This is a genomic window from Paraburkholderia hiiakae (assembly GCF_904848665.1).
Taxonomy (GTDB): domain Bacteria; phylum Pseudomonadota; class Gammaproteobacteria; order Burkholderiales; family Burkholderiaceae; genus Paraburkholderia; species Paraburkholderia hiiakae.
On the sequence record NZ_CAJHCQ010000010.1, the window covers coordinates 180,475 to 203,743 of the forward strand.

The window sequence follows — 23,269 nt, forward strand, 5'->3', positions numbered from 1 at the left end:
GCCATGACGAGGCCCGGCATCGTCGTTGCCGGGCTGTCCGCGCGCATGCTCGCCGAGTCGGCGCAGCGCGCGGGCTGGCGAGTGATTGCGCTCGACGCGTTCGGCGATAGCGACACGCGGCGCGCCGCTGCATGCTGGGAGCCGATCGGCAACCCGGCGACGCTCACGCTCGATCCAGCCCGCACGCGCGCCGCGCTCGAACGCGCGAGCGGCTTGCGAGGCGTGACCGGCTGGATCGCGGGCAGCGGCTTCGAAGCCTGCCCGGAGCTGCTGCACACCGGCATCGAGTCGTTGCCGCTGATCGGCAATTCACGCGAGGCCTACGATGCGGTTCGCAGCCCCAAGCGTTTCTTCGCATTGCTCGAGGAATGCGGCATCGCGTTTCCCGAGACGCACATGGAACGCCCGCGCAACCCGCAAGGCTGGCTATGCAAGCACGCGAATGCCACGGGCGCCTGGCATATCCATCTCGCCGATGCAACAGACGATTGCACGCGCAACGATTCGTCCGATACGTATTACCAACGGCTCTGCTCCGGGCGCTCGATGTCAGCGCTGTTTCTCGCCACAGGCCGCAGCGCCACGGTACTCGGCATCAACGAGCAGATCGTCGTACCACACGGGGCGCATCCATTTGTCTGGCGTGGCGCGATCGGTCCGATTCCTGTGCCACCCAGGCTCGAGAAGCAGGTGCGCCATGCCGTGCAGACGATCGTCGCCGCGAGCGGTCTCGTGGGTCTCAATAGCCTCGATTTTCTGAGCGACGGCGAGCGTTGCATCGTGCTCGAAGTCAACGCACGGCCTTCCGCGACGATGGCGCTCCATGACCACGGCACGCGCGCTCCCCTGCTCGCGCAGCACGTCCGCGCCTGCCGCGGCGAGCTGCCGGAAATACCGGACGCAAAGGACCGACCGGCGCCGCCCGTGCATGGCCAACTGGTCGTGTTTGCACAGGGCGACCATATCGCGACGCCCGCCTTCGACGCCCAGGCGCGCCGCCTCGGCTGGTGTCACGACATTCCCGTCGCCGGCAGCACGATCGCCGCCGGCACGCCGCTTTGCACCGTCTCGGCGGCCTGTGCGCCGGGCACATCCGTCAATGCGATGCGCACGGCCCTCACCGTGCGCGCCGCCGCGATCGAACCCTTGATGAAGGTGTCCCATGAACGCTCACTCGCCCATCGTTGAATTCGCAACGAATGCCACGCCGCTCAGCGTCAACGCGCTCGCGCAGCCCCTGCTCGCATCGCTCCTCGAGCGGCAGACCGAACTCGGCCTCGCGGTGCAACGGGATGCGCGGGGCGTGCTGATCGTCGACGCCGGCATCGACACGCCCGGCAGCGTAGCGGCCGGCGCCGAAATCGGCGCCATCTGCATGGGTGGGCTCGGCAGCGTGCAGGTGCGCGCGAACGCCGGGGCGAGCGCACGCGACGAATGGCCCACCGTGATCGAGATCGCGAGCGCACAGCCGGTGCTCGCGTGTCTCGCGAGCCAGTACGCGGGCTGGAGCCTGTCGGCTTCTAAAGAGGAAACCGGCGGCAAGAAGTTCTTCGCGCTCGGCTCCGGTCCTGCGCGCTCGCTCGCGTGCAAAGAACCTCTCTACGAGGAACTGCGCTATCGCGACACCTCGTCGAGCGGCTGCCTCGTGCTCGAAGTGGACCGTGCGCCGCCCGAGGTCGTGATCGACAAGATCTTGCGCGATTGCTCACTGGACGCGCGCGGTCTCACCTTGATCCTCACCCCCACGACGAGCCGCGCAGGCACGACACAGGTGGTCGCGCGCGCGCTCGAAGTCGCGCTGCACAAGGCACATGTGCTGGGCTTTGCGCTAGAAGACATCGTCGAGGGCCGCGCGAGCGCGCCCTTGCCGCCGCCCTCGCGCGACGCCATCGAAGCGATGGGGCGCACCAACGACGCGATTCTCTACGGCGCTCGCGTGCACCTCACGGTGACCGGCAGCGACGATGCGGCACGCGATCTCGCGCAGCGTCTGCCCTCGTCGGCGTCACGCGACTTCGGCCGTTCGTTCGCCGAAATCTTCACCGAGTACGACTATGACTTCTATCGCATCGACCCGGCGCTGTTCGCGCCCGCCGAGGTGTGGGTGAGCAGTCTCGAAACAGGCCGCACCTGGCACGCGGGCGCCACGCGCTTCGATCTGCTCCATCCGCTCTGGCTCGGCGAGGCCTGACATGACCGCAAGAACGCTGCGCGTCGCGATCATGACCGACGAGACCGGCTGGCATACCTCGCGCCTCAAGCGTGCGCTGCGCGCGCGCGGCGCGCAGGGCCGCTGCGTGGACCTCGCCGACTGCCGCATCGACACCACCTGGGCCGCACACGGCCTCGTGATTCCGGGCTATGGGCGTGGCCTGCCGGACGCGGTGATCGTGCGCGGCGTCGCCGGCGGCAGCTTCGAGCAGGTGACCGTACGATTAGGCATCCTGCACGCGCTGCGCGAACTCGGTGTGCCCGTCTACAACGACGCACGGGCGATCGAGCGCAGCGTCGACAAGTCGATGACCACTTTCCTGCTGCACCGCGCGGGCATCGCCACACCGCCCGCCTGGGCCGGCGAGTCCTTGCCTCACGCGCGCCGTGTCGTGATGCGCGAGGCGGCGGCGGGCCGCGAGGTCGTGCTCAAGCCGCTGTTCGGCTCACAGGGCAAGGGCCTCGTGCGCCTTGGCGGCAGCGGTGAGAACGGGTGCGCTGCGCTGCCTTCTTTGCGCGATTACGGCGGCCTCGCGTATCTGCAACGGTTCGTCCCGCCCACGCGCACGCCGGGGTTCGACTGGCGGGTGCTGGTGGTGGGCGGCAAGGCGGTGACCGCCATGCGCCGGGTAAGCGAGCATTGGGTGCACAACGTCGCGCAAGGCGGGCGCTGCGAAGCGCAGCCGTTGACACCCGAACTCGCTCAACTCGCCGAGCGTGCCAGCGCCGCGCTCGGCCTCGACTACGCCGGCATCGACGTCGTGCCGTGCGACGACCCGGAGCGTGGCGCACAGGTCATCGAAGTGAACGGCGTGGCCGCGTGGCGCGGACTGCAGTCGGTGACTTCATTCGACATCGCGGGCTGCATCGTCGACGACCTGCTCACGCGGCGGCTCGCGCGTGCGCAAGCCGGCGCGCCTCGCGAGGCTGTCGCATGAACGCCCCGCACGACCCCGGGACGACGGCGAGGCTGGAAGCCGCGTTCCTGTGGGCCTGCGAGCAGGACGTCGTGTGCGCGAAACCGGGCAACGTCAGCTTTGCGTCCGCCGGACACGGCATGAGCGCCGAACTCTTCGTCGCCAGCGCCCGCGCGGCTTGCGCCCCGCTGACACGACGGGGCGCGCCGGTGGGCACGCGCATTGAAGCGGCCATCGCGAACACGCGCGCCGCCGCTGGCTGCAATACGAATCTCGGCATTGTGCTGCTGTGCGCGCCGCTCGCGGCGGCGTTCGAAGCGCCGCCGCCGCACGTCTGCCCGGCGCCCATCCAGGCGGCGCAGTCGATGCAGTCCGTGCAGCGCGTCTTGCGCGCGCTAACGGTCGAGGACGCCTGCGCCGCCTATCGTGCGATTGCGCTCGCCAACCCGGGCGGCCTCGGCAACGCGCCGAGTCAGAGCGTGGGCACGACGCCCACCGTTGACCTGCGCGCTGCCATGGCGCTCGCCGCCGATCGCGATAGCATCGCGCGCCAGTATGCGGAGGACTTCTGCGACGTGCTAGGCTTCGGTCTCGCGACTTTCCGTGCGGCCTACCTAGCGCGAGCCGAATCGCGCACGCCGCTCGCCGACGCGGTGCTGCTGACCTGGTTGCGCTTCCTCGCGCGCTGGCCCGATTCGCACATCGTGCGCAAGCACGGCGCGGCATGTGCACAGCACGTGTCGAACGAAGCGGCGGCCTGGCTCGCGCGCGGGCCGGATCGCCTTTGCGCGCCTCGCGCGCTCGACGGCTGGGACGCCGAACTCAAGGCGGCCGGCCTCAATCCCGGCACGAGCGCGGACCTGACGGTGGCGACGCTTTTTGCCGCCGCCTGCATGGACCCGTCACTGATTGCGCCCACAACGGCTTTTCTACCGGAGACACACTCATGACAAAGATAGACCGCGTGCTCGTTGGCGAATCGCTCGTCGGCGAGGGTAACGAAGTCGCGCACATCGACCTGATCGTTGGACCGCGCGGCTCGGCGGCGGAGAGCGCCTTCTGCAACGCGCTCACCAACAACAAGGACGGCTTCACGTCGCTCCTCGCGGTGGTCGCGCCGAATCTTCTTGCCAAGCCCAATACCGTGCTGTTCAACAAGGTGACGATCAAGGGCGCGAAGCAGGCCGTGCAGATGTTCGGACCGGCGCAGCGGGCGGTGGCGCTCGCGGTGGCGGACAGCGTGGAGGACGGCACCATACCCGCGGACGAAGCCGACGACGTCTTCATCAGCGTGGGCGTGTTCATCCACTGGCAGGCCGACGACGACCAGAAGATCCAGGACTACAACTATCGCGCCACACGCGAGGCGCTCAAGCGCGCGATCAACCGCGAGCCGCGCGCCGCCGAAGTGGTCAGCCGAAAAGGCGGGGCGAAACACCCGTTCGCTGCCAGCTGACGCCCCCACGAATCTCACCCGGCCGAACAAGCCGGACGGTCGCGGCGACGCCCGTCCGGCCATCCTTTCAGCGGCTGCCTTCGGGCGGAAACATGCCGGCGCCGAGCAGCGCCAACGCCACGCCTTCGCGCCGCGGCGCACCGCCCGTTGGCGCGCGGCGCCGCTCGATCGTGACACCCACGGCCTTCACATTCGCGAACTTGCGCGGCTTCACCAGCGCGACGCGCACCCAGTGCGCGCCGAAGTCGACCAGCAGCATCTGCGCGATCGTCTCGGCCAGCGCCTCGAGCAACTGCACGCCGTGGTTTTTCAGCAGCGCCTGCAACGCGCCGTGGACCTTGCCGTAATCGATGGTGTCGTGAATCGCGTCGGTCTCACACGCGCGGCTGCGCGGCAGTCCCGCCCAGAGGTCGATCTCCACCGGCTGCGGGTCGTGCAGTTCTTCCGGATCGATGCCGATCACCGTCTCGCCAGCAAAGCCCTCGATGAAAATGATGTCCATCGGCTGCGCGCCTTCGCCTTCGGTCTGACGCGACGTGCCGTCCGCGTACCGTGCGGGCCGGTCGAACATGCTCGTGTCGATTGCGTTCATCCTTGCTCCTCTCGCTTGCATGGGAAATGCCGGCACGCTCTTGTGCGCTCGCGTCGCGGCTCGCCTCGCGCCACCGGGGCGCGGGGTCTCGCAGCTCTCATGCAAGAACCGTCCCAGGCACGAATGTCGCAAGCAGAAGAAGCGTACGACGCCCATGTGCGGCGCGCGGGCAGGCCACAGGGGGCACCGGCAAGGCGAGACCCGTTGAGCACGCGCCTGCGCCCGTGACACTGTGTATCGCAAACTGCGCAACTCGCCGGAGCATCATGATCATGGCTGCAGTCCACGCCTACAACGAAGGTGAACGATGACCCAACCGCGGCAACCGGAAGACCCGCAGGACGACGCAACGCTCGCGAGGCCGCGCCTCGCGTGGGCGATCACCGGATCGGGGCACTGTCTCGAAGAATCGCTCGCGCTGGCGGCCGAGTTCCCGCACGTGGACCTGTTCCTCTCGCGCGCCGCCGCGGAGGTCTTGCCGCTCTACAAGATTGGCATCGCGCAACTCAAGACGCGCTTTCGCGTGTTTCGCGACAACAGCGCGAGCGCGGTGCCGGTGGGCATGCTCTACGAATCCGGCCTCTATCACACGCTGGTGATCGCTCCCGCCACGAGCAATACCGTTGCGAAATGTGCATTCGGCATCTCCGACACGCTGCCCACCAATCTGTTCGCCCAGGCGGGCAAGGTGGGTATTCCCGGCATTGTGTTCGCATGCGACACGGAGCCGGTCGTCGTCACGAAAAGCCCCCTCGACTGGGTCGAGCTGAGGCCGCGCAACATCGAGCTGCGCAACGTCGAGCGCCTGCGGGCCATCGATCACTGCCTCGTACCCACCTCGATCGATGCGTTGCGCGCGGCGCTCGAGACCCGGTACAGGTCGCTCGGTCTGCTCGACGCCGTGCACGGCTGCAACCTCGCTTGAGCACAATCGCCATGGAACATATCGTCTTTTTCACCGGACGCCTCGCCCAGCCGGGGCTGGAGCGGGTGCTGCGCAGCCTCGAACCCGCGCCGTTCACGTGGGAGATCCGCGAGGTCGGCCTGCAGGTCGCGGCGCTGATGACCGCCGACATGATTCGCCGCCGTGTGAGCGCGCCCATCGCCGCCGACCGCGTGATCGTGCCGGGCCGCTGCCGCGGCGACCTGGCCGCGCTCTCGGCACACTACGGCATGCCCTTCGAGCGCGGCCCCGAAGAGCTCAAGGACTTGCCCGCGTACTTCAACCGCACGGCGCGGCCTGTCGATCTCTCGAAGTACGACATCGCGATCTTCGCGGAAATCGTGGATGCGCCCAGGCTCGACGTCGAAGCCATCTGCCGGCGTGCCGAGCAACTGAAAGCCGACGGCGCGGACGTGATCGACCTCGGCTGCCTGCCCTCCACCGCGTTTCCTCATCTGGCCGACGCCGTGCGTGCGCTCAAGGAGCGGGGCTTGCGTGTCAGCGTGGATTCGATGGACGCGAAAGAACTGGTGCGCGGCGGCCGCGCCGGCGCCGACTATCTGCTCAGCCTTTCGAGCGAGACGACGTGGATCCTCAATGAAGTCGAGTCCACGCCCATCCTCGTGCCGCGTGAGCCCGGCGACGAGCCGTCGCTGTTCGCGGCGATCGAAGCCGTGAGCGCCATGGGCCGTCCGTTTCTCGCCGACCCGATTCTCGACCCCATTCCGTTCGGGCTGCTGAAGTCGCTGGTGCGCTACCAGCGCGTGCGCGACGCGTTTCCCGACGCGCCGATCATGATGGGCGTCGGCAATGTCACCGAGCTCACCGAGGCCGACACCTGCGGCATCAACGCGGTCCTGCTCGGCATGGGGGCGGAGCTGGGCATCTCCGCCATCTTGACGACCCAGGTGAGTCAGCATGCACGCCGGGCGATCCGCGAGGCGGACGTTGCGCGGCGCGTGATGTACGCCGCGCGCGAACAGCGCACACTGCCCAAGGGCATCTCTGACGCCTTGATGACCGTGCATGCGAAGCGGCCCTTCCCCGACACGCCCGAAGAAGTCGCCGAGACCGCGCGCGCCATCCGCGATCCGAACTTTCGCGTGCAGGTATCGAGCGCCGGCGTGCACGTCTACAACCGCGACGGTCACCACGTGGCCGCCGATCCGTTCGCGCTGTGGCCGCGCCTGAAGCTCGAAGGCGACGGCGCGCACGCGTTCTACATGGGCGTGGAACTCGCGCGCGCGGAAGTGGCGTGGCGGCTCGGCAAGCGCTACGCGCAGGATCAGTCGCTCGACTGGGGTTGCGCCGCCGAGCGCGATACCGAGAACCTGCTCGAGCAATGCGCGCCCGGCACGACGATGCGCAAGGAGGCCTGAATGATTCACGAGACCGTCGTCACCACCTGCTCGCTCACAGGCATGCGGCATGTCGCGCCGATGGGCGCGCGCTTCGAGCGCGAGAAGGTCATCCTGATGCCGTTCAGGCCGTCCACCACGTACGACAACATCATGGCGACCGGCTACGCGGTGATGAATTTCACCAGCGACGTGCGCGTCTTCGCGGGCTGCGTGACGGGCCGCAAAAGCTGGCCGACGCTGCCCGCCGATACCGTGCCGTGCGTGCGGCTGGCAGGCGCGCTGGCTCATGCGGAATTGCGCCTCGAACATGCAGGCGGCGACGCGGGCCGCCCGGTGCTGACCTTACGGCGCGTGGCCGAGGCGAATCACGCGCCCTTCACAGGCTTCAATCGCGCGCAGGCCGCCGTGATCGAAGCGGCGGTGCTGGTGAGCCGATTGCACCTGTTGCCGCGCGAAAAGATCGAGACGGAGATGGGCTGGCTCACGATTGCGATCGAGAAGACGGCCGGCCCCGCCGAGCACGAAGCCTGGCATTGGCTCACCGAAGCCGTAGCCGCTTATTACCCACGCGACGAGCGCGCCATCGAGCGCGAAACATCATGACCCGACTCCTCACCAGTGTGCGCGACCTCGCCGAGGCGCGCGAAGCGGCCGCAGCGGGCGCGGATTTCATCGACCTCAAGGAGCCCCGCGCGGGCGCGCTCGGTGCGCTGGCGCCGGCGCGCGTCTCGAGTATCGTCCGCATGTTGCGCGACACCTGGCCAGACCTGCCGGTGAGCGCGACGATAGGCGACCTGCCAGCGGGCGACCATGCGGCCATCGTCCATCACGCGGATCGTATCGGCCGCTGCGGCGTGGACTACGTGAAAGCGGGCGTGGCGCCTGGGCCCACGGCGCACGAGACGCTCACGCGCATGCGCGCGCTGCCTTGGGCCATGGTCCCCGTGCTGCTTTGCGACGACGGACTCGACCTCAGGCTCGTCGAGCACGCCTGCGAACTCGGCTTCGCCGCCGTGATGGCCGACACGGCGCGCAAGGACACAGGCAGCCTGTTTCACTGCGTGCCGCTCGCCGTGCTCGACAGCATGGTGCAGACCGCGCGCGCTCACGAGATCATGGTCGGACTGGCCGGCGCGCTGCGGATCGAGCATGTGCCGCGCGTGCGCGCACTGCAGCCCGACTTCGCCGGTTTTCGCAGCGCACTCTGCAGTGGCGCGCGCACGGGCCGACTGGAAGCCGCGCGCGTGCGCGAACTGCGCGCGGCGTTGAGCGGCGCGGCGCAGGTCGTGCCGCACGAGGCCGTGAAGGCCGCATAGCCGGTTCAGGAAAACTCAGGACGTTGCCGCGTGCAGCAGCAGTTCGCGAACACGCGGCCAGTCGTTCTTGCCAAGGATGTCCAACGGCCAGGAGGCGTCGCGGGAAAAGTGTGCGAAGCGCCGGTCGAGCACGCCTTGCTCCACATGTTGCGCGACGCTGCGCGCCGGGTCGATCTCGCACGATTTGACGATCAGGAGCCGCTCGGCGTTCAGCCGGTTGGCAAGCCACGCGGCGAGGCTATCCGACGTCACGTCCCAGTTCGTGAGCATGTCGGCCTGCTGCCGCAGCAGGTCGAACGGCGCCCATACGGCGGTCCTGCCTTCGTGCAGCGCGTGACGGATCTGGACCTCGCGCGCCGCCACCACGAGACGACGGCACAGACCCTGCATCATCAGCGCGTGCTGCGCCATCGCCAGCACTGCCATGTTGTGTGCGGCGACGTCGTCGAAGCGCCATACCGATTGATGCTCGCGCACCTGATCCGCGAAGCCTCCGCCTCCGGGCACGATGACCACGCGGCCACCGCCCAACTCGCTCAATTCGCGCAGCCACTCTCGTAGCAGCGGGTCGCGGCTCAGGCTGCCGCCGAGCTTCACCACCCACATAGGCGCCCCCCCGTCGGCATCGGGCACACCGCCGCGTCAGGCAAGCGCCGCATCGGCACGTTGTGCACGTTCATTGGCTTGCGCGAGCAGCAGCGCGACCGCCGCAGCGGGCGCGCATACTTGCGCCCAGTCAGCCACCTCGGCACGGGTCTCGATGAGCGTGGCGAAGCGCACGGCCTCATACCCGCACGACGCCGCCACAGCCTCCCCGAGAAACGCGCCGCAACCGGCCGCCACCACCACGACCGCGTCGCGCGACGGCGCACACGCTGCCAGCACGCGTGTCAGATTCGTGGCCAGATGCGCCAGTTGCAGGTCACGCCATTGATGGGCGAATGCGTTCCATTCGGCTTCCGTTGCATCGCGCGCATCATGGCCGATCATGCGTGCGAGACGCCGACGCGTTGCCTCAGCGTCCTTGCCGCATCCGTCAGCGGCGGGATGCTGGTCGTGCGCGGACTCCAGTTCGCCGGTGAGGCGGTAGATGTCGGCCGTGGTCGCAAAGTATTCGTTCATCACATTCCACGTCGCGCCGCGAAACCCGATACGTTGCGTCAGCGCGCACAGCGGCGTACGCACGACGCCCTGATAGACCAGTTCGCCCGTGCGCAGCCGCCCCGCATCGTCCGCGCCGTGCGCGACGATCCGATTGCCACGCACCGGAATCAGGTCCGTCGTCGTGCTGCCGATATCGATCAGCACCGCGTTGGACAAGCGTCTCGCGACCACCTGCGCCGTGGCTTGCCAGTTGGCCGAAGCGATGCGCGCCCAGTGCGCCGCCACGCCGTCGAGCGCACACCAGAACCCGTTCTCCTGCGGACCGGCGTAGAACGCAACGCGCTCGCCCAGATGCCCGGCAAGCCGCTGCGCGAGCGCCACCACGCCGGCTTCGCGGTGCTCGAACAGATCCACCATTTCGCCCGTCATCGTCACGGCGTGGCCGGCGCAGGCAAGATCGGGCCAGCGTGCCGCCACCTGCGCCAGCACGGTGTCCAGTTCCCCAAGACCCTGCCAGAGTGGACAAGGCCATTGCGCGACGTCGAGCACGCGGCCATGCTCGACGCGCGCGGCCTTCACGTGCGCGCCGCCAATGTCCCACCCGATCACGAGATCATGCTGCATGGCAAACCTGCTGCGCGGCGCTGTTCGCTTCCAGGTGCGCTTCGTGATGTGCCGCCAGCAGGCGCGCCGCCAGATTGGTTTCCAGGCGTTCGGACAGCCCTGCGTATGCACACGTCACACGCGGATTGACTTCGATGAGCACGGGCCCGCGCTCGCGATGCCAGACCAAGTCGATGCCGACGAAGCCCTGCAACCCCGGCAACGCGTGCGCGACGCGCGCCGCCAGTTCGGCGCAGGCGCGGCCAACGAGGCTGCTGAGCGAGATCGCGCCGACCGTCACGCCTTCATAGGTGAGCCGGCCCTGCGCGACGTCGATATGCTGCCAGTTCACGCTCAGCAGCTCCGCCTGGCCCTGCGTGCACAGCAGCGAGAGGCTCAGCGCGTCGCCTTCCACCCACTCTTCCAACGTCACGCGCTCCTGGGCGGCGAGGCGTTGGTGGAACGCGGACTCCGCCTCGCGCAAATCGTAGTAGACGTGCGTTGCGACCGCGCCCGCGCCATCGTCGGGCTTCACGACCCACGCGGGTGCGCCGGGTTGCAGGGGCGCGTCTGCCGCCCATGCCCGCGTCGTGGCAATCCCGGCCTGCGCGAGGCGCCGCGCCGTCTGGCGCTTGCTCAGCGCAATCCGCAGCGAGGCGGCGTCACAACCCATCCAGCGCGAAGCATCCACCGCATCACACATCGCGGCGAGCACGCCCGCCGTCTCGGGCGCGATCACCCAGACCGCGTCGTGACGCAACGCCTCATCGCGCACGACCGCGACGGCATCGTGGCCGCGCGGCAGCACGCGCCATGCCAGCGCACGCACATGCGCTGCGGTTGCGGCCGCTTCCCCGGCAGCGCAAACGCAGGTCACCTCGACGCCGGGGATGCGCGCGAGGTCACCCGCAACCGCGTCGCGCATCGCGCGCCCCATCGCGAGCAGCGCGGGCGATTCGAGGGCTGCCGCATCGCCGCCAGCACTGATATATTCGTAGACCAGCACCTTAGTCATCGCTCGTTTCCCCCATGCAGATCATTCCCGTTATCGACGTGCTAGGCGGCACCGCGGTGCGCGCCGTACGAGGCGAACGCAGCCGCTACCGCCCACTCGAATCGCAGCTTTGCCGCGGCAGCGATCCCGTTGACGCCGCCCGCGCACTCCTCGACTACTGCGCCGCTTCCATCCTCTATGTCGCCGACCTCGACGGCATCATGCGCGGCGCACCGCAACGCGACCTGCTCACCCGTCTCGCCGGCGCGCTGCCCGGCGTCGAACTATGGCTCGACGCCGGCTTCGCCGATCCCCCCTCGGCCGGCGCCCTCATCACGCCGCTACGGGAAGCCGGCGCCGCAATCACGCCCGTCTTCGGCAGCGAATCGCTCCATGCCGGCGCGATAGCGCGGCTGCCCTCGGACGCCATCCTCTCGCTCGACCGCCGTTACGACACGCCGCTGGGCGACCCGCACTGCTGGACCGACGTGACGCACTGGCCCGCGCGCCTGATCGTCATGACGCTGGAGCGCGTGGGTTCGTTCGACGGCCCCGCGCTTTCCACGATTGCGGAGGTCCGGCAACGCGCGGGCCAACGCGAGATCGTCGGCGCGGGCGGCATACGCGATGCAAACGACCTCCAGGCGGCGGCGGCCTCGGGCGCAACGGCGTGGCTCGTGGCCTCGGCATTGCACGAGCGGCGCATCCCTGCTGTGGTCTGAGCGTTTCGAAGATGCACGGCGCGAGCCACATCGCAACAATCACGTTTCATGCCAGTGAGGGGCACGGCCAGTCGCGCGCGCACGGCGCGGCCTCGAGGCGTGTACGTCCGTGAACAGGGCGTGACACTGTGTGACGTCGGACGGTGAACGCCGTGCGCATAGTGTGCCGTGGATGGCGCGCGCAGACGCCAGGCACCACGAATGAAACAGCGCGCCAGCACCGTCGCCGCTGCAACAACGCGCATGGCATGCGCCTTGCAATTCGGCAGGCATGGATGCCACTCTTCACTCCCCGCCCTGGACATGCCCGTTCTGCGCCTTGCTGTGCGACCGATTCGGCGTCGTCAAGGGCGAGACGCTGAGCCCGGCAGGCACGCGCTGCCCGCGCGCCACTCACGCGCTTGCACAGTTCGGCGCCGCGCCGTCGCGGGCGGCACCTTCGGTAAACGGGCAGAGCGTCGACGGGCAAACCGCGCTCGACACCGCGGCGCAGTGGCTGAGCCGTGCGCGCCAGCCTCTTTTCGGCGGCATGGCCACCGACGTGGCAGGCGCGCGCGCGCTCTACCGGCTCGCCAATGCATGCGGCGCGATCGTCGATCATGCGCATGGCCGCACGCTCATGCACGGCTTGACGGCCCTGCAGGACCGCGGCGCCTTTACGACGACGCTGGCGGAGATCCGCAATCGCGCCGATCTCATGGTCTGCATCGGCGCGTCGCCCTCGTCGAGGTATCCGGAATTCTTCGCGCGCTGCGCGGTGGGCGTCGATGCGCAGCAAGTGGGACCGGCGCGCCGCACAGTGGTCTTCCTTGGCTGCGACGCCGATCCCGCACTCGCGGACCGCTCCGACGTCGAAGCGATCTCGGTTCCATTGTATGGCGACCTCTACGACACGCTCGCCACGCTCAACGCCCTGCTCGGTGGCAAGTCGCTGCGCGGGCCGTCGGATCCCACACTGGCCGGCGCGGCCTCGCTCGTCGAGCGCATGCTCGCGGCGAACTACACCGCCATCGTATGGACTCCTGCTGACTTACCTGGCTCGCACGCTGCATTGCTCGTCGAAGGATTCGATCGACTGCTGAAAGCGCTCAACCGCACCCGGCGCGCGGGCGGTCTTGCACTCGGCGGCGACGATGGCGGCGCGAGCGTCAACCAGACGCTCACGTGGCTGTCCGGCCTGCCTCTGCGCACAGGCGTGCATCGCGGCGGCCTCGAGCACGCGCCGCAACGCTACGACACAGCGCACCTCCTTGCCGACCAGGCCGTCGACGCGCTGGTCTGGGTCGCGAGCTTCGGCGCGCACCTGCCGCCCCCGCGCGCGCCGATCCCGACGATCGTGCTCGGTCATCCGGGTCTCGCCGCCGCGTGCGCGGACCGCGAAGGCCCCTCCGTGTTCGTGCCGGTCTCCACGCCGGGCATCGGCTCAGCGGGACACCTCTTCCGCGCGGACGGCGGTGTCGTGCTGCCGCTCTCGCCGGTCTATGAAGACACGCTGCCCACGGTCGCCGCTTTCGCCGGCAAACTGGGTGAAGCGCTCGCGCCACGCAGGGAGGACACCGCATGAGCACGTTTCGTTTGCGTGGCGGCCGCGTATTCGATCCTGCCGGCGGCATCGACGGCAAGATCGCCGACATCTGCGTGCGCGACGGCCGCATCGTCGATCTGCCCGCCCATGAGCAGGTGAACCGCGAATACGACGTCACCGGCATGACCGTAATGGCGGGCGGCATCGATATGCACTCGCACATCGGCGGCGGCAAGGTCAACCTCGCGCGCATGCTGATGCCCGAGGACCATCGGCTGCGCGTGCAACGCGAAGAAGCTCAGAACGCGCTGGAGCTGGCCTCGTGCGGCGTCTGCACACCGGGCACGTTGGCGACCGGCTATCGCTATGCGGAGATGGGCTACACAGCGGCGTTCGAGCCCGCGATGATCGCGTCGAACGCGCGCCACACCCATCTCGAGATGGGCGACACGCCTATCATCGACCACGGCGCCTACGTGATGCTGGGCAATGACGAGTTGTTCCTGCGCCTGCTCGCGCAGGGCGCGGATTTCGAGCGCCTGCGCGACTACGTCGGCTGGTCCATCAACGCGACGAAGGCGCTGGGCGTGAAGGTCGTAAACCCGGGCGGCATTTCCGCGTTCAAGTTCAACCAGCGCAGCCTCGATGTCGACGAGGCACATGCGCACTACCCGATCACCCCGCGCCAGGTCCTGCACACGCTCGCGCGGGCCTTGAGCGAACTGGGTGTCCCGCATCCGCTGCATATCCACGCGAGCAATCTCGGCGTGCCCGGCAACGTTGAATCGACCCTCGCGACCATCGAGGCACTCGAAGGGCTGCCGGGCCATCTCACCCATATCCAGTTCCATAGCTATGGCACGGAGGGGCCGCGCAAGTTCTCCTCGGCGGCCGAGCGCATTGCCGAGGCCGTCAACGCCAATCCGCAGATCTCCATCGACGTCGGCCAGATCATGTTCGGGCAGACGGTGACGGCCTCCGGCGACATCATGAAGCAGGTGAAGCAGGCCGACTTTGCCTCGCCGCGCAAATGGATCGCCGGCGACATCGAGTGCGACGCCGGCTGCGGCGTGGTGCCGTTCCGGTATCGCGAGCAAAGCTATGTCAATGCGCTGCAATGGACGATCGGCCTCGAACTGTTCCTGATGGTGAAGAACCCCTGGCAGATCACGCTGACGACCGATCATCCGAACGGCGGACCGTTCACGAGCTACCCCCACCTGATCCGGCTGCTGATGGACAAATCGTTCCGTGACGAGCAGCTCGCGAAGCTGCATCCCGAGGTCGTGCAGCAGTCGGCGCTGGCAGGCATGACGCGCGAACTGAGCTTCGAAGAGATCGCGATCCTCACACGCGCCGCGCCTGCGCGCCTGCTCGGGCTGCGTGACCGAGGGCGCCTGGGTGCGGGCGCCGCCGCCGACATCGCCGTGTATCACGACAACGACGATCGCGAAGCCATGTTCAGCAAGCCTGAATACGTGTTCAAGGACGGCGAACTGGTCGCCCGGCACGGCCGCATCGTCGCGACGCCCGTGGGCGGCACGCATTTCGTCGAGCCCGAGTTCGACCGTTCGATTGAACGCACGCTGGAGGAGTACGGCGAGCGCCATCTCGCGTACAACTTCCGCCACGCCGCCATCGGCCGCGACGAGCTGTGCTCCTGCTGCAACGGTGGCCGGCTGCTGCCCGCGGTATGCGGCGTCCACCACGACACACCCGGAGGACGGCCGGCATGAACGCGACCCCGGGCATGACGGAAAAACCGCCGCTCACGATCAACGGTGTAACGATCGACGACACCTTCGCCGAAGCCTTTCCGATGAAAGCGACCCGGCTCGTCATCACCGCGCGCAACGCCGTCTGGGCGCGACACGCGGCCGTGGCGGCGACCGGCTTCGCGACCTCGGTGATCGCTTGCGGCTGCGAGGCCGCCATCGAACGCGAGATCGCACCGGATGTATCGCCCGACGGCAGGCCAGGCTTCGCGATCCTGCTCTTTTCGATGTCCGGCAAGGAATTGGCCAAGCAAGTCGAGCGGCGCGTGGGCCAGTGTGTGCTGACCTGCCCGACCACGGCCGTCTACGCAGGTATCGCGGAAGGCGAGGCCATCGCGCTGGGCAAGAACCTGCGCTTTTTCGGCGACGGCTGGCAAACCTCCAAGATGATCGACGGTGTGCGCTATTGGCGCGTGCCGGTGATGGACGGCGAATTCGTTGCGCAGGAAACGACCGCCGTCATCAAGGGCGTGGGCGGCGGCAACCTGCTGCTGCTGGCGCGCGACCCCGACGCCGCGTTGGCCGGCGCCGAAGCGGCGGTCGAGGCGATGCGGCGCGTACCCAACGTCATCATGCCGTTCCCTGGGGGCGTGGTGCGCTCAGGGTCGAAGGTCGGCTCGAAGTATGCGGCGCTGCCCGCTTCGACCAACGACGCGTACTGTCCCACGCTGGCCGGTCTCGCCCCGTACACCGCCTTGAGCGACGAGACGCGCTGCGTGCTGGAGATCGTCATTGACGGCCTCAGCGAAGGGGATGTCGCGCACGCCATGCGCGCCGGCATCGAAGCCGTCACCGCGCGCGGCGCGCGAACCGGCGTGACACGTATCGCAGCAGGCAACTACGGCGGCAAGCTCGGCCCGTTCCACTTTCATCTGCATCGGCTCTGCGGCGACGGAGAGAACTCATGAAGCGCACCACCCTGCGCATCAAGCAGCCTCCCGCGCTGCGCATCGACGCGCGAACGCTGCTGCCGGTTACGCTCGCGGCGCTCGACAAGGGCGAGATCGAGCGCCTGCCGCTCTGGCATGGGACCGAGCGCATCGTATTGGCGGACCTGTTCGAGGTGAGCGCGCAAACCACGCCCGAGTGCGGGCCGTGCGTCGTGTTCGAAGGCGACATGCGCCGTTTCGACCGCATCGGCAGCACGATGGAAGCGGGCGCGATCGTCGTGGAAGGCGGCGTTGGTGACCTCTTGGGCGTGCAAATGCGCGCGGGCGAGATCATCGTGCGCGGTGGCAGCGGCAGTTTTGCCGCTTGCGAGATGGCGGGCGGCCGCATCGAGATTGGCGGGAATTGCGGCGATTTCGCCTCGGCGGCGCTGCCGGGCAGCATGGACGGCATGCGCGGCGGCACCCTCGTCGTGCGCGGCGATGCCGGCGAGCGCCTGGGCGATCGCATGCGCCGCGGCACGGTCCTCGTGTTCGGCAACGCCGGGGCGTTTGCGGCCTCGCGCATGGTGGCGGGCACGCTCGGCATTGCTGGCAGCGTGGGCGAGCACCTCGCCTACGGCATGCGGCGCGGCTCGCTGATCCTGCCCGGCGTCCGGGCGTTGTCGGGCACCCACCGCTTCGTAGAGAACCATGCCGACGTGGATGTCTTCTGGCGGCTCATCACGCGCAGCCTCGCTCGCGAAGGTGGCGCGTTCGGCGAACTCGCACAACGGGCGCCGCTGCGCTTCGTGGGCGACGTTTCCGTGGGCGGTAAGGGGGAGCTGCTTTTCGCGGGCTGAGTGAGTGTGTCGATAGTCACGCTTCTGCGGCGGCTTTCTGCGCCTCGTCGATCAACGTCCGCTTGAAGGCTTCGACCGCCGCGGAAAGGCGCTTGCTCTCGCGATGCACGATATACAGATAGCGCACGATCGGGAAGCGCTCAACTTCCAGTACCTTCAGGCGCAGTGTTTCCAGCTCCGGCAGGACCGTCTGCAACGGCACAATCGACAGCCCCATGCCCGCATGCACGCAGCATTTGACGGCATCGTTGCTGCTCACTTCGAGGCCCGGACGAAAGCGGATGCGGTGCTCGGCGAAGAAGCGCTCCATCACGCGCCGTGTGCCTGAGCCCGGCTCGCGCACCACGAAAACCTCGTCCTCGAGTGCGCTCAGCGCAATGGCGCGTTGCCGTGCGAGCGGGTGATCGGGCGGCGCGACCACCACAAGCGGGTTCTTCATGAACGGCTGCCCAACGAGCCCCTGCCCTTCCGGCGGCTGACCCATGATCGCGAGATCGGTCTCGTTGCCGGCCAGCGCGCCGAGCACCGCTTCGCGGTTCGCGAACTTCAGGCAGACACGCACGCCGGGAAACGCCTTCGTATAGCGCGAAATGCACTCGAGCGCGAGATGGCCCGCCGTCCCGGTGACGGCGCACACCTCGATCTTGCCCTGCTTCGTGTCGCGCAACTGGTCGAGCGACTCTTCGAGTATCGCGAGTTGCTGCTGGATCGAGCGTGTATGGCTATAGACCTCGCGGCCCGCTTCGGTGAGAAAGACGCGCCGCCCGATCTGCTCGAACACGGGCATGCCGATCGTTTCTTCCAGACTCTTCAACTGCGCGGAAACGCCCGGCTGCGTCAGATGCAGCTCTTCGGCCGCGCGCGAAAAGCTCAGGTGACGCGCCGCCGCCTCGAAGACCCGCAATTGCCGCAGTGTCAGGTTAAGCATCCACTTCCTCTTCCGCTTACGAGCCTTCAGGGGGCCGTCAAAACGATCACCCGTCCTTGCCGTCACTGTACCAGCGCCGGCTAGTGCGGCAATGCCCACGACGGGGTATTCCTGCGCGTGCGAAGCCCGTCGCCATTGGCGCACAGGCGAGGTTATGGGTCGGATAAGAAACCGGAATGAGCGTTTTCGGCGTTGCGCCACTACCATCGTTCTCAAGTTCACGACATTGACCATCGACACCGAGGCGCCCATGTTCAGCTTCCAGCAGACCATTGCAGCAACCGATCCCGAATTGCGTCAGGCCATCGTGGCGGAATCAGTGCGGCAGCAGGACCACATCGAACTGATCGCGTCGGAGAACTACGCGTCGCCGGCCGTGATGGAGGCGCAGGGCTCGCCCCTCACCAACAAATACGCCGAGGGCTATCCGGGCAAGCGCTATTACGGCGGCTGCGAGCACGTGGACTTGGCCGAGCAGCTGGCGATCGACCGCGCAAAGCAGCTGTTCGGCGCCGAGTACGCGAACGTCCAGCCGCATTCGGGCTCGCAGGCGAATCAGGCCGTCTATCTCTCCGTGCTCAAGCCCGGCGACAAGATTCTCGGCATGTCGCTGGCTCATGGCGGCCACCTCACCCACGGCGCTTCGGTGAACGCAAGCGGCAAGCTCTTCGATGCCGTGGGTTATGGCCTGCACCCCGAAACCGAGGTCATCGACTACGACGAGGTCGAGCGCCTCGCGCACGAGCACAAGCCGCGCATGATCGTCGCGGGCGCCTCCGCCTATGCACTCGTGATCGACTGGCAACGTTTTCGCGCGATTGCGGACAGCGTGGGTGCCTGGCTCTTCGTCGACATGGCCCACTACGCCGGCCTGATCGCGGCAGGCCTCTACCCGAGCCCCGTGGGCATCGCCGACTTCGTCACCTCGACCACGCACAAGACGCTGCGCGGCCCGCGCGGCGGCCTGATTCTCTCGAGCGCCGAGCACGAGAAAGCGCTCAACTCGACCATCTTCCCCGGCATCCAGGGCGGGCCGCTCATGCATGTGATCGCAGCCAAGGCCGTCGCGTTTCGCGAGGCGATGAGCGATGAATTCCGGCTGTACCAGCGCCAGGTGATCACCAACGCGCAAGCGATGGCGCAGACGCTGCAGGAGCGCGGGCTGCGCATCGTCTCGGGCCGCACCGAGTCGCACCTCTTTCTCGTCGACCTGCGCGCGAAAGACATCACCGGCAAGGACGCCGAAGCGGCGCTTGGCAGGGCCGGCATCACCGTCAACAAGAACGCCATTCCGAACGATCCGCAAAAGCCGTTCGTCACGAGCGGCATTCGCATCGGGTCGCCGGCCATGACCACGCGCGGCTTCGGCGAGACAGAAGCGCGGCAGCTCGCCCACCTCATGGCCGATGTGCTCGAAGCGCCAGCCAACGATCTCGTGATTCGCCGCGTGGCCGACGCCGTGCACGCCCTCACGACACGCTTCCCGGTTTACGGTGACGCGCCGCAGCAGTTGCAAAGTGCAGCGGCAAGCGGCTCCGCCACCTGATTCGCCAGCCTCATCAGGAACGTCACATCGTTCGAATAACATAGGAGTGCAGACATGTCGAATACCACAGGAACGCGTATCCCGGGCCGCAACATTCTTGCCGTCCCCGGCCCCACGAACATTCCCGACGCCGTACTGCGCGCGATGGTCGTGTCGATGGAGGACCACCGCTCAAGCCGCTTTCCCGAACTCGCGAACGGCGTGCTGAGCGACCTGAAGCGCCTCTACAAGACCACGAGCGGCCAGCCGTTCATCTTTCCCTCGTCGGGCACCGGCGCGTGGGAAGCCGCATTGACCAACACCCTCTCTCCGGGCGACCGTGTGCTGGTCGCGCGCTTCGGGCAATTCAGCCACCTGTGGGCGGACATGGCGCAGCGCCTCGGCTTTGAGGTCGATATTATCGACGTCGACTGGGGCGAAGGTGTCCCCGTTGCGCGCGTCGAAGAGGTGTTGCGCGCCGACAAGAAGCATCAGATCAAAGGCATACTCGCGTGCCACAACGAAACGGCCACCGGCGTGACGAGCGATATCGGCGCGCTGCGCCACGCGATGGATAACGCCCACCACCCGGCGCTTCTGTTCGTCGATGGTGTGAGCTCAATTGGCTGCATCGACTTCCGCATGGACGACTGGCGCGTCGATCTCGCCGTCACCGGCTCGCAGAAGGGGCTGATGCTGCCCGCCGGCCTCGGCATTCTCTGCGTGAGCCCGAAGGCCCTCAAGGCGATGGAGCATGCGAAGTCCAAGCGCTGCTACTTCGATCTCGGCGACATGATCAAGGCGAACGCGACCGGCTATTTCCCCTACACGCCGGCCTTGTCGCTCCTCTATGGCCTGCGCGCGGCGCTCGACCTGCTCTTCGAGGAAGGGCTCGACAATGTGTTCGCTCGCCATCATTACCTCGCGGCCGGCGTGCGCGCCGCCGTGACCGAAGGCTGGGGCCTCGAACTGTGCGCCAAAGCGCCGAAATGGCATTCGGACACGGTGACCGCCATCGTCGTGCCGCAGGGCTTCAACGCGGCGCACGTGATCGACACGGCGTTCCGCCGCTACAACCTCGCACTGGGCGCCGGGCTCTCGAAGGTGGCGGGCAAGGTCTTCCGCATCGGCCACCTCGGCGATCTCAACGAGCTGATGCTCACGAGCGCGATCTCAGGCGCGGAAATGGCGATGCTCGATGTGGGCATCGACGTGCGCCCCGGCAGCGGCACCGGCGTGGCCACGCAGTACTGGCGCACGCATGACCGCACGCGCAAGGCGCAGCAGCCGGCGCAAGCGGAGCCGGTCGAACCGCTGCGCCGCGTGAGCGCCGCCTGATCGCTTCCCTCAACGCCCATCACGACCAGGCAGGACACCGAACCATGCGACACGACATCGTCTTTCTCGACCGCTCCACGTTGAAGGCCGACGTGCGGCGTCCCGCCTTCGATCATTGCTGGGCGGAGTATGACGTGAGCGCGCCGCACGAAGTCGTACGGCGGCTCGAAGGCGCGACCATCGCCATCACCAACAAGGTGCCGTTGCGCGCGGACACGCTCGTGCAGTTGCCGCGCCTCGCGATGATCGCGGTGGCCGCCACGGGCTACGACGTGATCGATACGGCGTACTGCCGCGCGCACGGCATCACCGTGACGAACATCCGCAACTACGCGACGCATACGGTTCCCGAGCACACCTTCGCGCTCATTCTCGCGCTGCGGCGCAATCTGCTCGCTTATCGCGACGACGTGCGGCGCGGCCGCTGGCAGGCATCGAGCCAGTTCTGCTTCTTCGATCACCCGATTCGCGATCTCCATGGCGCCACCCTCGGCATCGTCGGCGACGGTTCGCTCGGCCGCGGCACCGCCGCGATTGCACGCGGCTTCGGCATGCGCGTGGTGTTCGCCGAGCACGAATCGCAGAAGGCGAAGCCGCGCGATGTCGCGTTCATGCCGCTCGAACAACTGCTGCGCGAATCGGACATCGTTTCGCTGCATACGCCGCTGCGGCCCGAAACCCGTCATCTGATCGCGCTCGACGAACTGAAGTCGATGAAACGCACCGCACTCCTCATCAACACGGCACGCGGCGGCCTGGTTTGCGAAGCGTCGCTCGCGATGGCTCTGCGCGAGGGGCTGATCGCGGGCGCTGGCTTCGACGTGCTGAGCACCGAGCCGCCCAGGGAAGGCAATCCGCTCCTCGAGCTCGATCTGCCGAATTTCATCCTGACGCCGCACGTGGCATGGGCGTCGTACGGCGCGATGCAGTTTCTCGCGGATCAGTTGATCGACAACATCGAGGCCTATGTAAGCGGCGAACCTCAGCATCTGGTCGCCTGATTGCCTGGCGACGCCCTCTTTCTCACACGTTTGGAACGACCATCATGGACATTCACGAATATCAGGCGAAGGAACTGCTGTCCGGTTTCGGCGTGCCCATCCAGCGCGGGCTCGTCGCCTACACGCCCGACCAGGCCGTGTACTGCGCCACCGAACTGGGCGGCTGGCACTGGGCCGTCAAAGCGCAGATTCATTCGGGCGCACGCGGCAAGGCCGGCGGGATCAAGCTGTGCGAGACCTATCACGACGTGCATGAGGCGGCGGCTTCACTCTTCGGAAAGCGTCTCACCACTGCGCAAACCGGCCCGGAAGGCAAGGTCATCGAACGTGTCTATATCGAAGTCGCCGAGAAGTTCGAGCGCGAGATCTATCTGGGCATCGTGCTCGACCGCAAGGCCGAGCGCGTGCGGGTGATCGTCTCCGCGCAGGGCGGCATGGACATCGAGGAGGTCGCCCACACGAATCCGGAGGCGATCCTGCAGGTGATCGCGGAGCCTGCGGTCGGCCTGCAGCCGTTCCAGGCGCGCGAGCTTGCCTTCGGCCTCGGCCTGAACATGAAGCAGGTGAGCCGCGCCGTCGCGGCGATCATGGGCGCTTACCGCGCGTTCCGCGATCTCGACGCGACGATGGTGGAAATCAATCCGCTCGTCGTGACCGCTGACGACCGCGTCGTGGCGCTCGACGCCAAAGTCACCTTCGACGACAACGGGCTGTTCCGCCACTCGCATGTGTCCGAGATGCGCGACGGCTCGCAGGAGGATCCGCGCGAATCGGAAGCGGCGCAGTTCGGGCTCAACTACGTGGGCCTCGACGGCGACATCGGCTGCATCATCAACGGCGCCGGTCTCGCCATGGCGACGATGGACACGATCAAGTACGCCGGCGGCGAGCCCGCGAATTTCCTGGACGTCGGCGGCGGCGCTTCACCCGAGCGCGTGGCCGCGGCCTTTCGTCTCGTGCTCTCCGACACCAACGTCTCGGCGATTCTCGTGAACATCTTCGCGGGCATCAACCGCTGCGACTGGGTTGCCGAGGGTGTCGTGCAGGCCGCGAAGAACCTGCGCGTGCCGCTCGTGGTGCGCCTCGCGGGCACGAATGTCGAAGAGGGGCGCCGCATCATCCGCGAGAGCGGGTTGCCGATCATCGCGGCGGACACACTGCTCGAAGCGGCCCAGAAGGCCGTGGAAGCGTCGAAGGCGCATCGCGCCAGAAAGAGCAACTAGGAGCGC

Annotated in this window: 23 protein-coding genes; 18 read left to right on the forward strand and 5 right to left on the reverse strand. The window is 67.7% G+C overall.

The features are described from left to right. Positions 1-3 precede the first annotated feature (3 nt). The 5 genes from JMY28_RS20245 to fae are packed head-to-tail and all read left to right on the forward strand — an operon-like array spanning position 4 to position 4,584. On the forward strand, positions 4-1,188 hold the full coding sequence (locus JMY28_RS20245) for an ATP-grasp domain-containing protein (protein ID WP_201697684.1): 1,185 nt from the start codon (positions 4-6) through the stop codon (positions 1,186-1,188). Continuing rightward, on the forward strand, positions 1,163-2,191 hold the full coding sequence (gene mch / locus JMY28_RS20250) for a methenyltetrahydromethanopterin cyclohydrolase (RefSeq protein ID WP_201697685.1): 1,029 nt from the start codon (positions 1,163-1,165) through the stop codon (positions 2,189-2,191). Before JMY28_RS20245 ends, mch begins: the two co-directional genes overlap by 26 nt. A 1-nt stretch (position 2,192) precedes the next feature. Beyond that, entirely contained in the window at positions 2,193-3,149 is a 957-nt protein-coding gene (locus tag JMY28_RS20255; RefSeq protein WP_201697686.1) for an ATP-grasp domain-containing protein, read from the forward strand. Further along, complete coding sequence (locus JMY28_RS20260) at positions 3,146-4,078, forward strand: triphosphoribosyl-dephospho-CoA synthase (RefSeq protein ID WP_201697687.1); 933 nt, start codon at positions 3,146-3,148, stop codon at positions 4,076-4,078. Before JMY28_RS20255 ends, JMY28_RS20260 begins: the two co-directional genes overlap by 4 nt. Next, entirely contained in the window at positions 4,075-4,584 is a 510-nt protein-coding gene (gene fae, locus JMY28_RS20265) for a formaldehyde-activating enzyme (protein ID WP_201697688.1), read from the forward strand. The genes JMY28_RS20260 and fae overlap by 4 nt, the downstream gene beginning before the upstream one ends. A 67-nt stretch (positions 4,585-4,651) precedes the next feature. On the opposite strand, the gene JMY28_RS20270 is transcribed toward fae, so the two are convergent. After that, positions 4,652-5,176, reverse strand: a complete 525-nt coding sequence (locus JMY28_RS20270) for a dihydroneopterin aldolase (RefSeq protein WP_201697689.1) — start codon at positions 5,174-5,176, stop codon at positions 4,652-4,654. A 307-nt stretch (positions 5,177-5,483) separates the two neighbouring features. Here JMY28_RS20270 and JMY28_RS20275 point away from each other — a divergent pair, with 307 nt between their 5' ends. From JMY28_RS20275 to JMY28_RS20290, 4 genes are read left to right on the forward strand one after another with little or no spacing between them, the layout of a single operon-like run. Beyond that, positions 5,484-6,101, forward strand: coding sequence for a flavoprotein (locus JMY28_RS20275; RefSeq protein ID WP_201697690.1), 618 nt, complete (start codon positions 5,484-5,486; stop codon positions 6,099-6,101). Between the two features lie 11 nt (positions 6,102-6,112). Beyond that, positions 6,113-7,498, forward strand: a complete 1,386-nt coding sequence (locus JMY28_RS20280; protein ID WP_201697691.1) for a DUF6513 domain-containing protein — start codon at positions 6,113-6,115, stop codon at positions 7,496-7,498. Then, a complete protein-coding gene (locus JMY28_RS20285) occupies positions 7,499-8,083 on the forward strand; it encodes a DUF447 domain-containing protein (RefSeq protein WP_201697692.1) in 585 nt (194 codons plus the stop codon). Continuing rightward, entirely contained in the window at positions 8,080-8,796 is a 717-nt protein-coding gene (locus JMY28_RS20290; protein WP_201697693.1) for a (5-formylfuran-3-yl)methyl phosphate synthase, read from the forward strand. Before JMY28_RS20285 ends, JMY28_RS20290 begins: the two co-directional genes overlap by 4 nt. Positions 8,797-8,811: 15 nt before the next feature. Here the strand turns inward: JMY28_RS20290 and JMY28_RS20295 are convergent, their stop codons facing one another. Genes JMY28_RS20295 through JMY28_RS20305 form a run of 3 tightly spaced genes read right to left on the reverse strand, consistent with a single transcriptional unit; the run spans position 8,812 to position 11,518 of the window. Continuing rightward, entirely contained in the window at positions 8,812-9,402 is a 591-nt protein-coding gene (locus JMY28_RS20295; protein WP_201697694.1) for an amino acid kinase family protein, read from the reverse strand. A 36-nt stretch (positions 9,403-9,438) separates the two neighbouring features. Beyond that, entirely contained in the window at positions 9,439-10,524 is a 1,086-nt protein-coding gene (locus tag JMY28_RS20300; protein WP_201697695.1) for a hydantoinase/oxoprolinase family protein, read from the reverse strand. Beyond that, positions 10,514-11,518: an ATP-grasp domain-containing protein gene (locus tag JMY28_RS20305; protein WP_201697696.1), complete on the reverse strand. Its 1,005-nt coding sequence runs from the start codon at positions 11,516-11,518 to the stop codon at positions 10,514-10,516. The genes JMY28_RS20300 and JMY28_RS20305 overlap by 11 nt, the downstream gene beginning before the upstream one ends. Positions 11,519-11,532: 14 nt before the next feature. Between JMY28_RS20305 and JMY28_RS20310 the strand changes: the two genes are divergently transcribed. The 5 genes from JMY28_RS20310 (at position 11,533) to JMY28_RS20330 (ending at position 17,248) form a co-directional block, all read left to right on the forward strand. Then, positions 11,533-12,219: a HisA/HisF-related TIM barrel protein gene (locus JMY28_RS20310; RefSeq protein ID WP_201697697.1), complete on the forward strand. Its 687-nt coding sequence runs from the start codon at positions 11,533-11,535 to the stop codon at positions 12,217-12,219. Between the two features lie 271 nt (positions 12,220-12,490). Next, positions 12,491-13,783 carry a molybdopterin-binding domain-containing protein gene (locus JMY28_RS20315; RefSeq protein WP_201697698.1) on the forward strand — a complete coding sequence of 431 codons (1,293 nt, stop codon included), beginning with the start codon at positions 12,491-12,493 and terminating at the stop codon, positions 13,781-13,783. Continuing rightward, positions 13,780-15,480, forward strand: coding sequence for a formylmethanofuran dehydrogenase subunit A (locus tag JMY28_RS20320; RefSeq protein ID WP_201697699.1), 1,701 nt, complete (start codon positions 13,780-13,782; stop codon positions 15,478-15,480). Before JMY28_RS20315 ends, JMY28_RS20320 begins: the two co-directional genes overlap by 4 nt. Then, complete coding sequence (fhcD, locus tag JMY28_RS20325; RefSeq protein ID WP_236596951.1) at positions 15,477-16,427, forward strand: formylmethanofuran--tetrahydromethanopterin N-formyltransferase; 951 nt, start codon at positions 15,477-15,479, stop codon at positions 16,425-16,427. Before JMY28_RS20320 ends, fhcD begins: the two co-directional genes overlap by 4 nt. Further along, positions 16,424-17,248 (forward strand): formylmethanofuran dehydrogenase subunit C, encoded by an 825-nt coding sequence (locus tag JMY28_RS20330; RefSeq protein ID WP_201697700.1) that lies wholly within the window; start codon positions 16,424-16,426, stop codon positions 17,246-17,248. The genes fhcD and JMY28_RS20330 overlap by 4 nt, the downstream gene beginning before the upstream one ends. A 16-nt stretch (positions 17,249-17,264) precedes the next feature. Here the strand turns inward: JMY28_RS20330 and JMY28_RS20335 are convergent, their stop codons facing one another. After that, positions 17,265-18,176, reverse strand: a complete 912-nt coding sequence (locus tag JMY28_RS20335) for a LysR family transcriptional regulator (protein ID WP_201697701.1) — start codon at positions 18,174-18,176, stop codon at positions 17,265-17,267. A gap of 250 nt (positions 18,177-18,426) precedes the next feature. Here JMY28_RS20335 and glyA point away from each other — a divergent pair, with 250 nt between their 5' ends. From glyA to JMY28_RS20355, 4 genes are read left to right on the forward strand one after another with little or no spacing between them, the layout of a single operon-like run. Then, on the forward strand, positions 18,427-19,722 hold the full coding sequence (gene glyA, locus JMY28_RS20340; protein ID WP_201697702.1) for a serine hydroxymethyltransferase: 1,296 nt from the start codon (positions 18,427-18,429) through the stop codon (positions 19,720-19,722). A 54-nt stretch (positions 19,723-19,776) separates the two neighbouring features. Next, a complete protein-coding gene (locus JMY28_RS20345; RefSeq protein WP_201697703.1) occupies positions 19,777-21,039 on the forward strand; it encodes an aminotransferase class V-fold PLP-dependent enzyme in 1,263 nt (420 codons plus the stop codon). A 44-nt stretch (positions 21,040-21,083) separates the two neighbouring features. Beyond that, positions 21,084-22,040, forward strand: a complete 957-nt coding sequence (locus JMY28_RS20350; RefSeq protein WP_201697704.1) for a D-2-hydroxyacid dehydrogenase — start codon at positions 21,084-21,086, stop codon at positions 22,038-22,040. A gap of 44 nt (positions 22,041-22,084) precedes the next feature. Further along, complete coding sequence (locus JMY28_RS20355) at positions 22,085-23,263, forward strand: malate--CoA ligase subunit beta (protein WP_201697705.1); 1,179 nt, start codon at positions 22,085-22,087, stop codon at positions 23,261-23,263. The last annotated feature ends 6 nt before the right edge of the window (positions 23,264-23,269 follow it).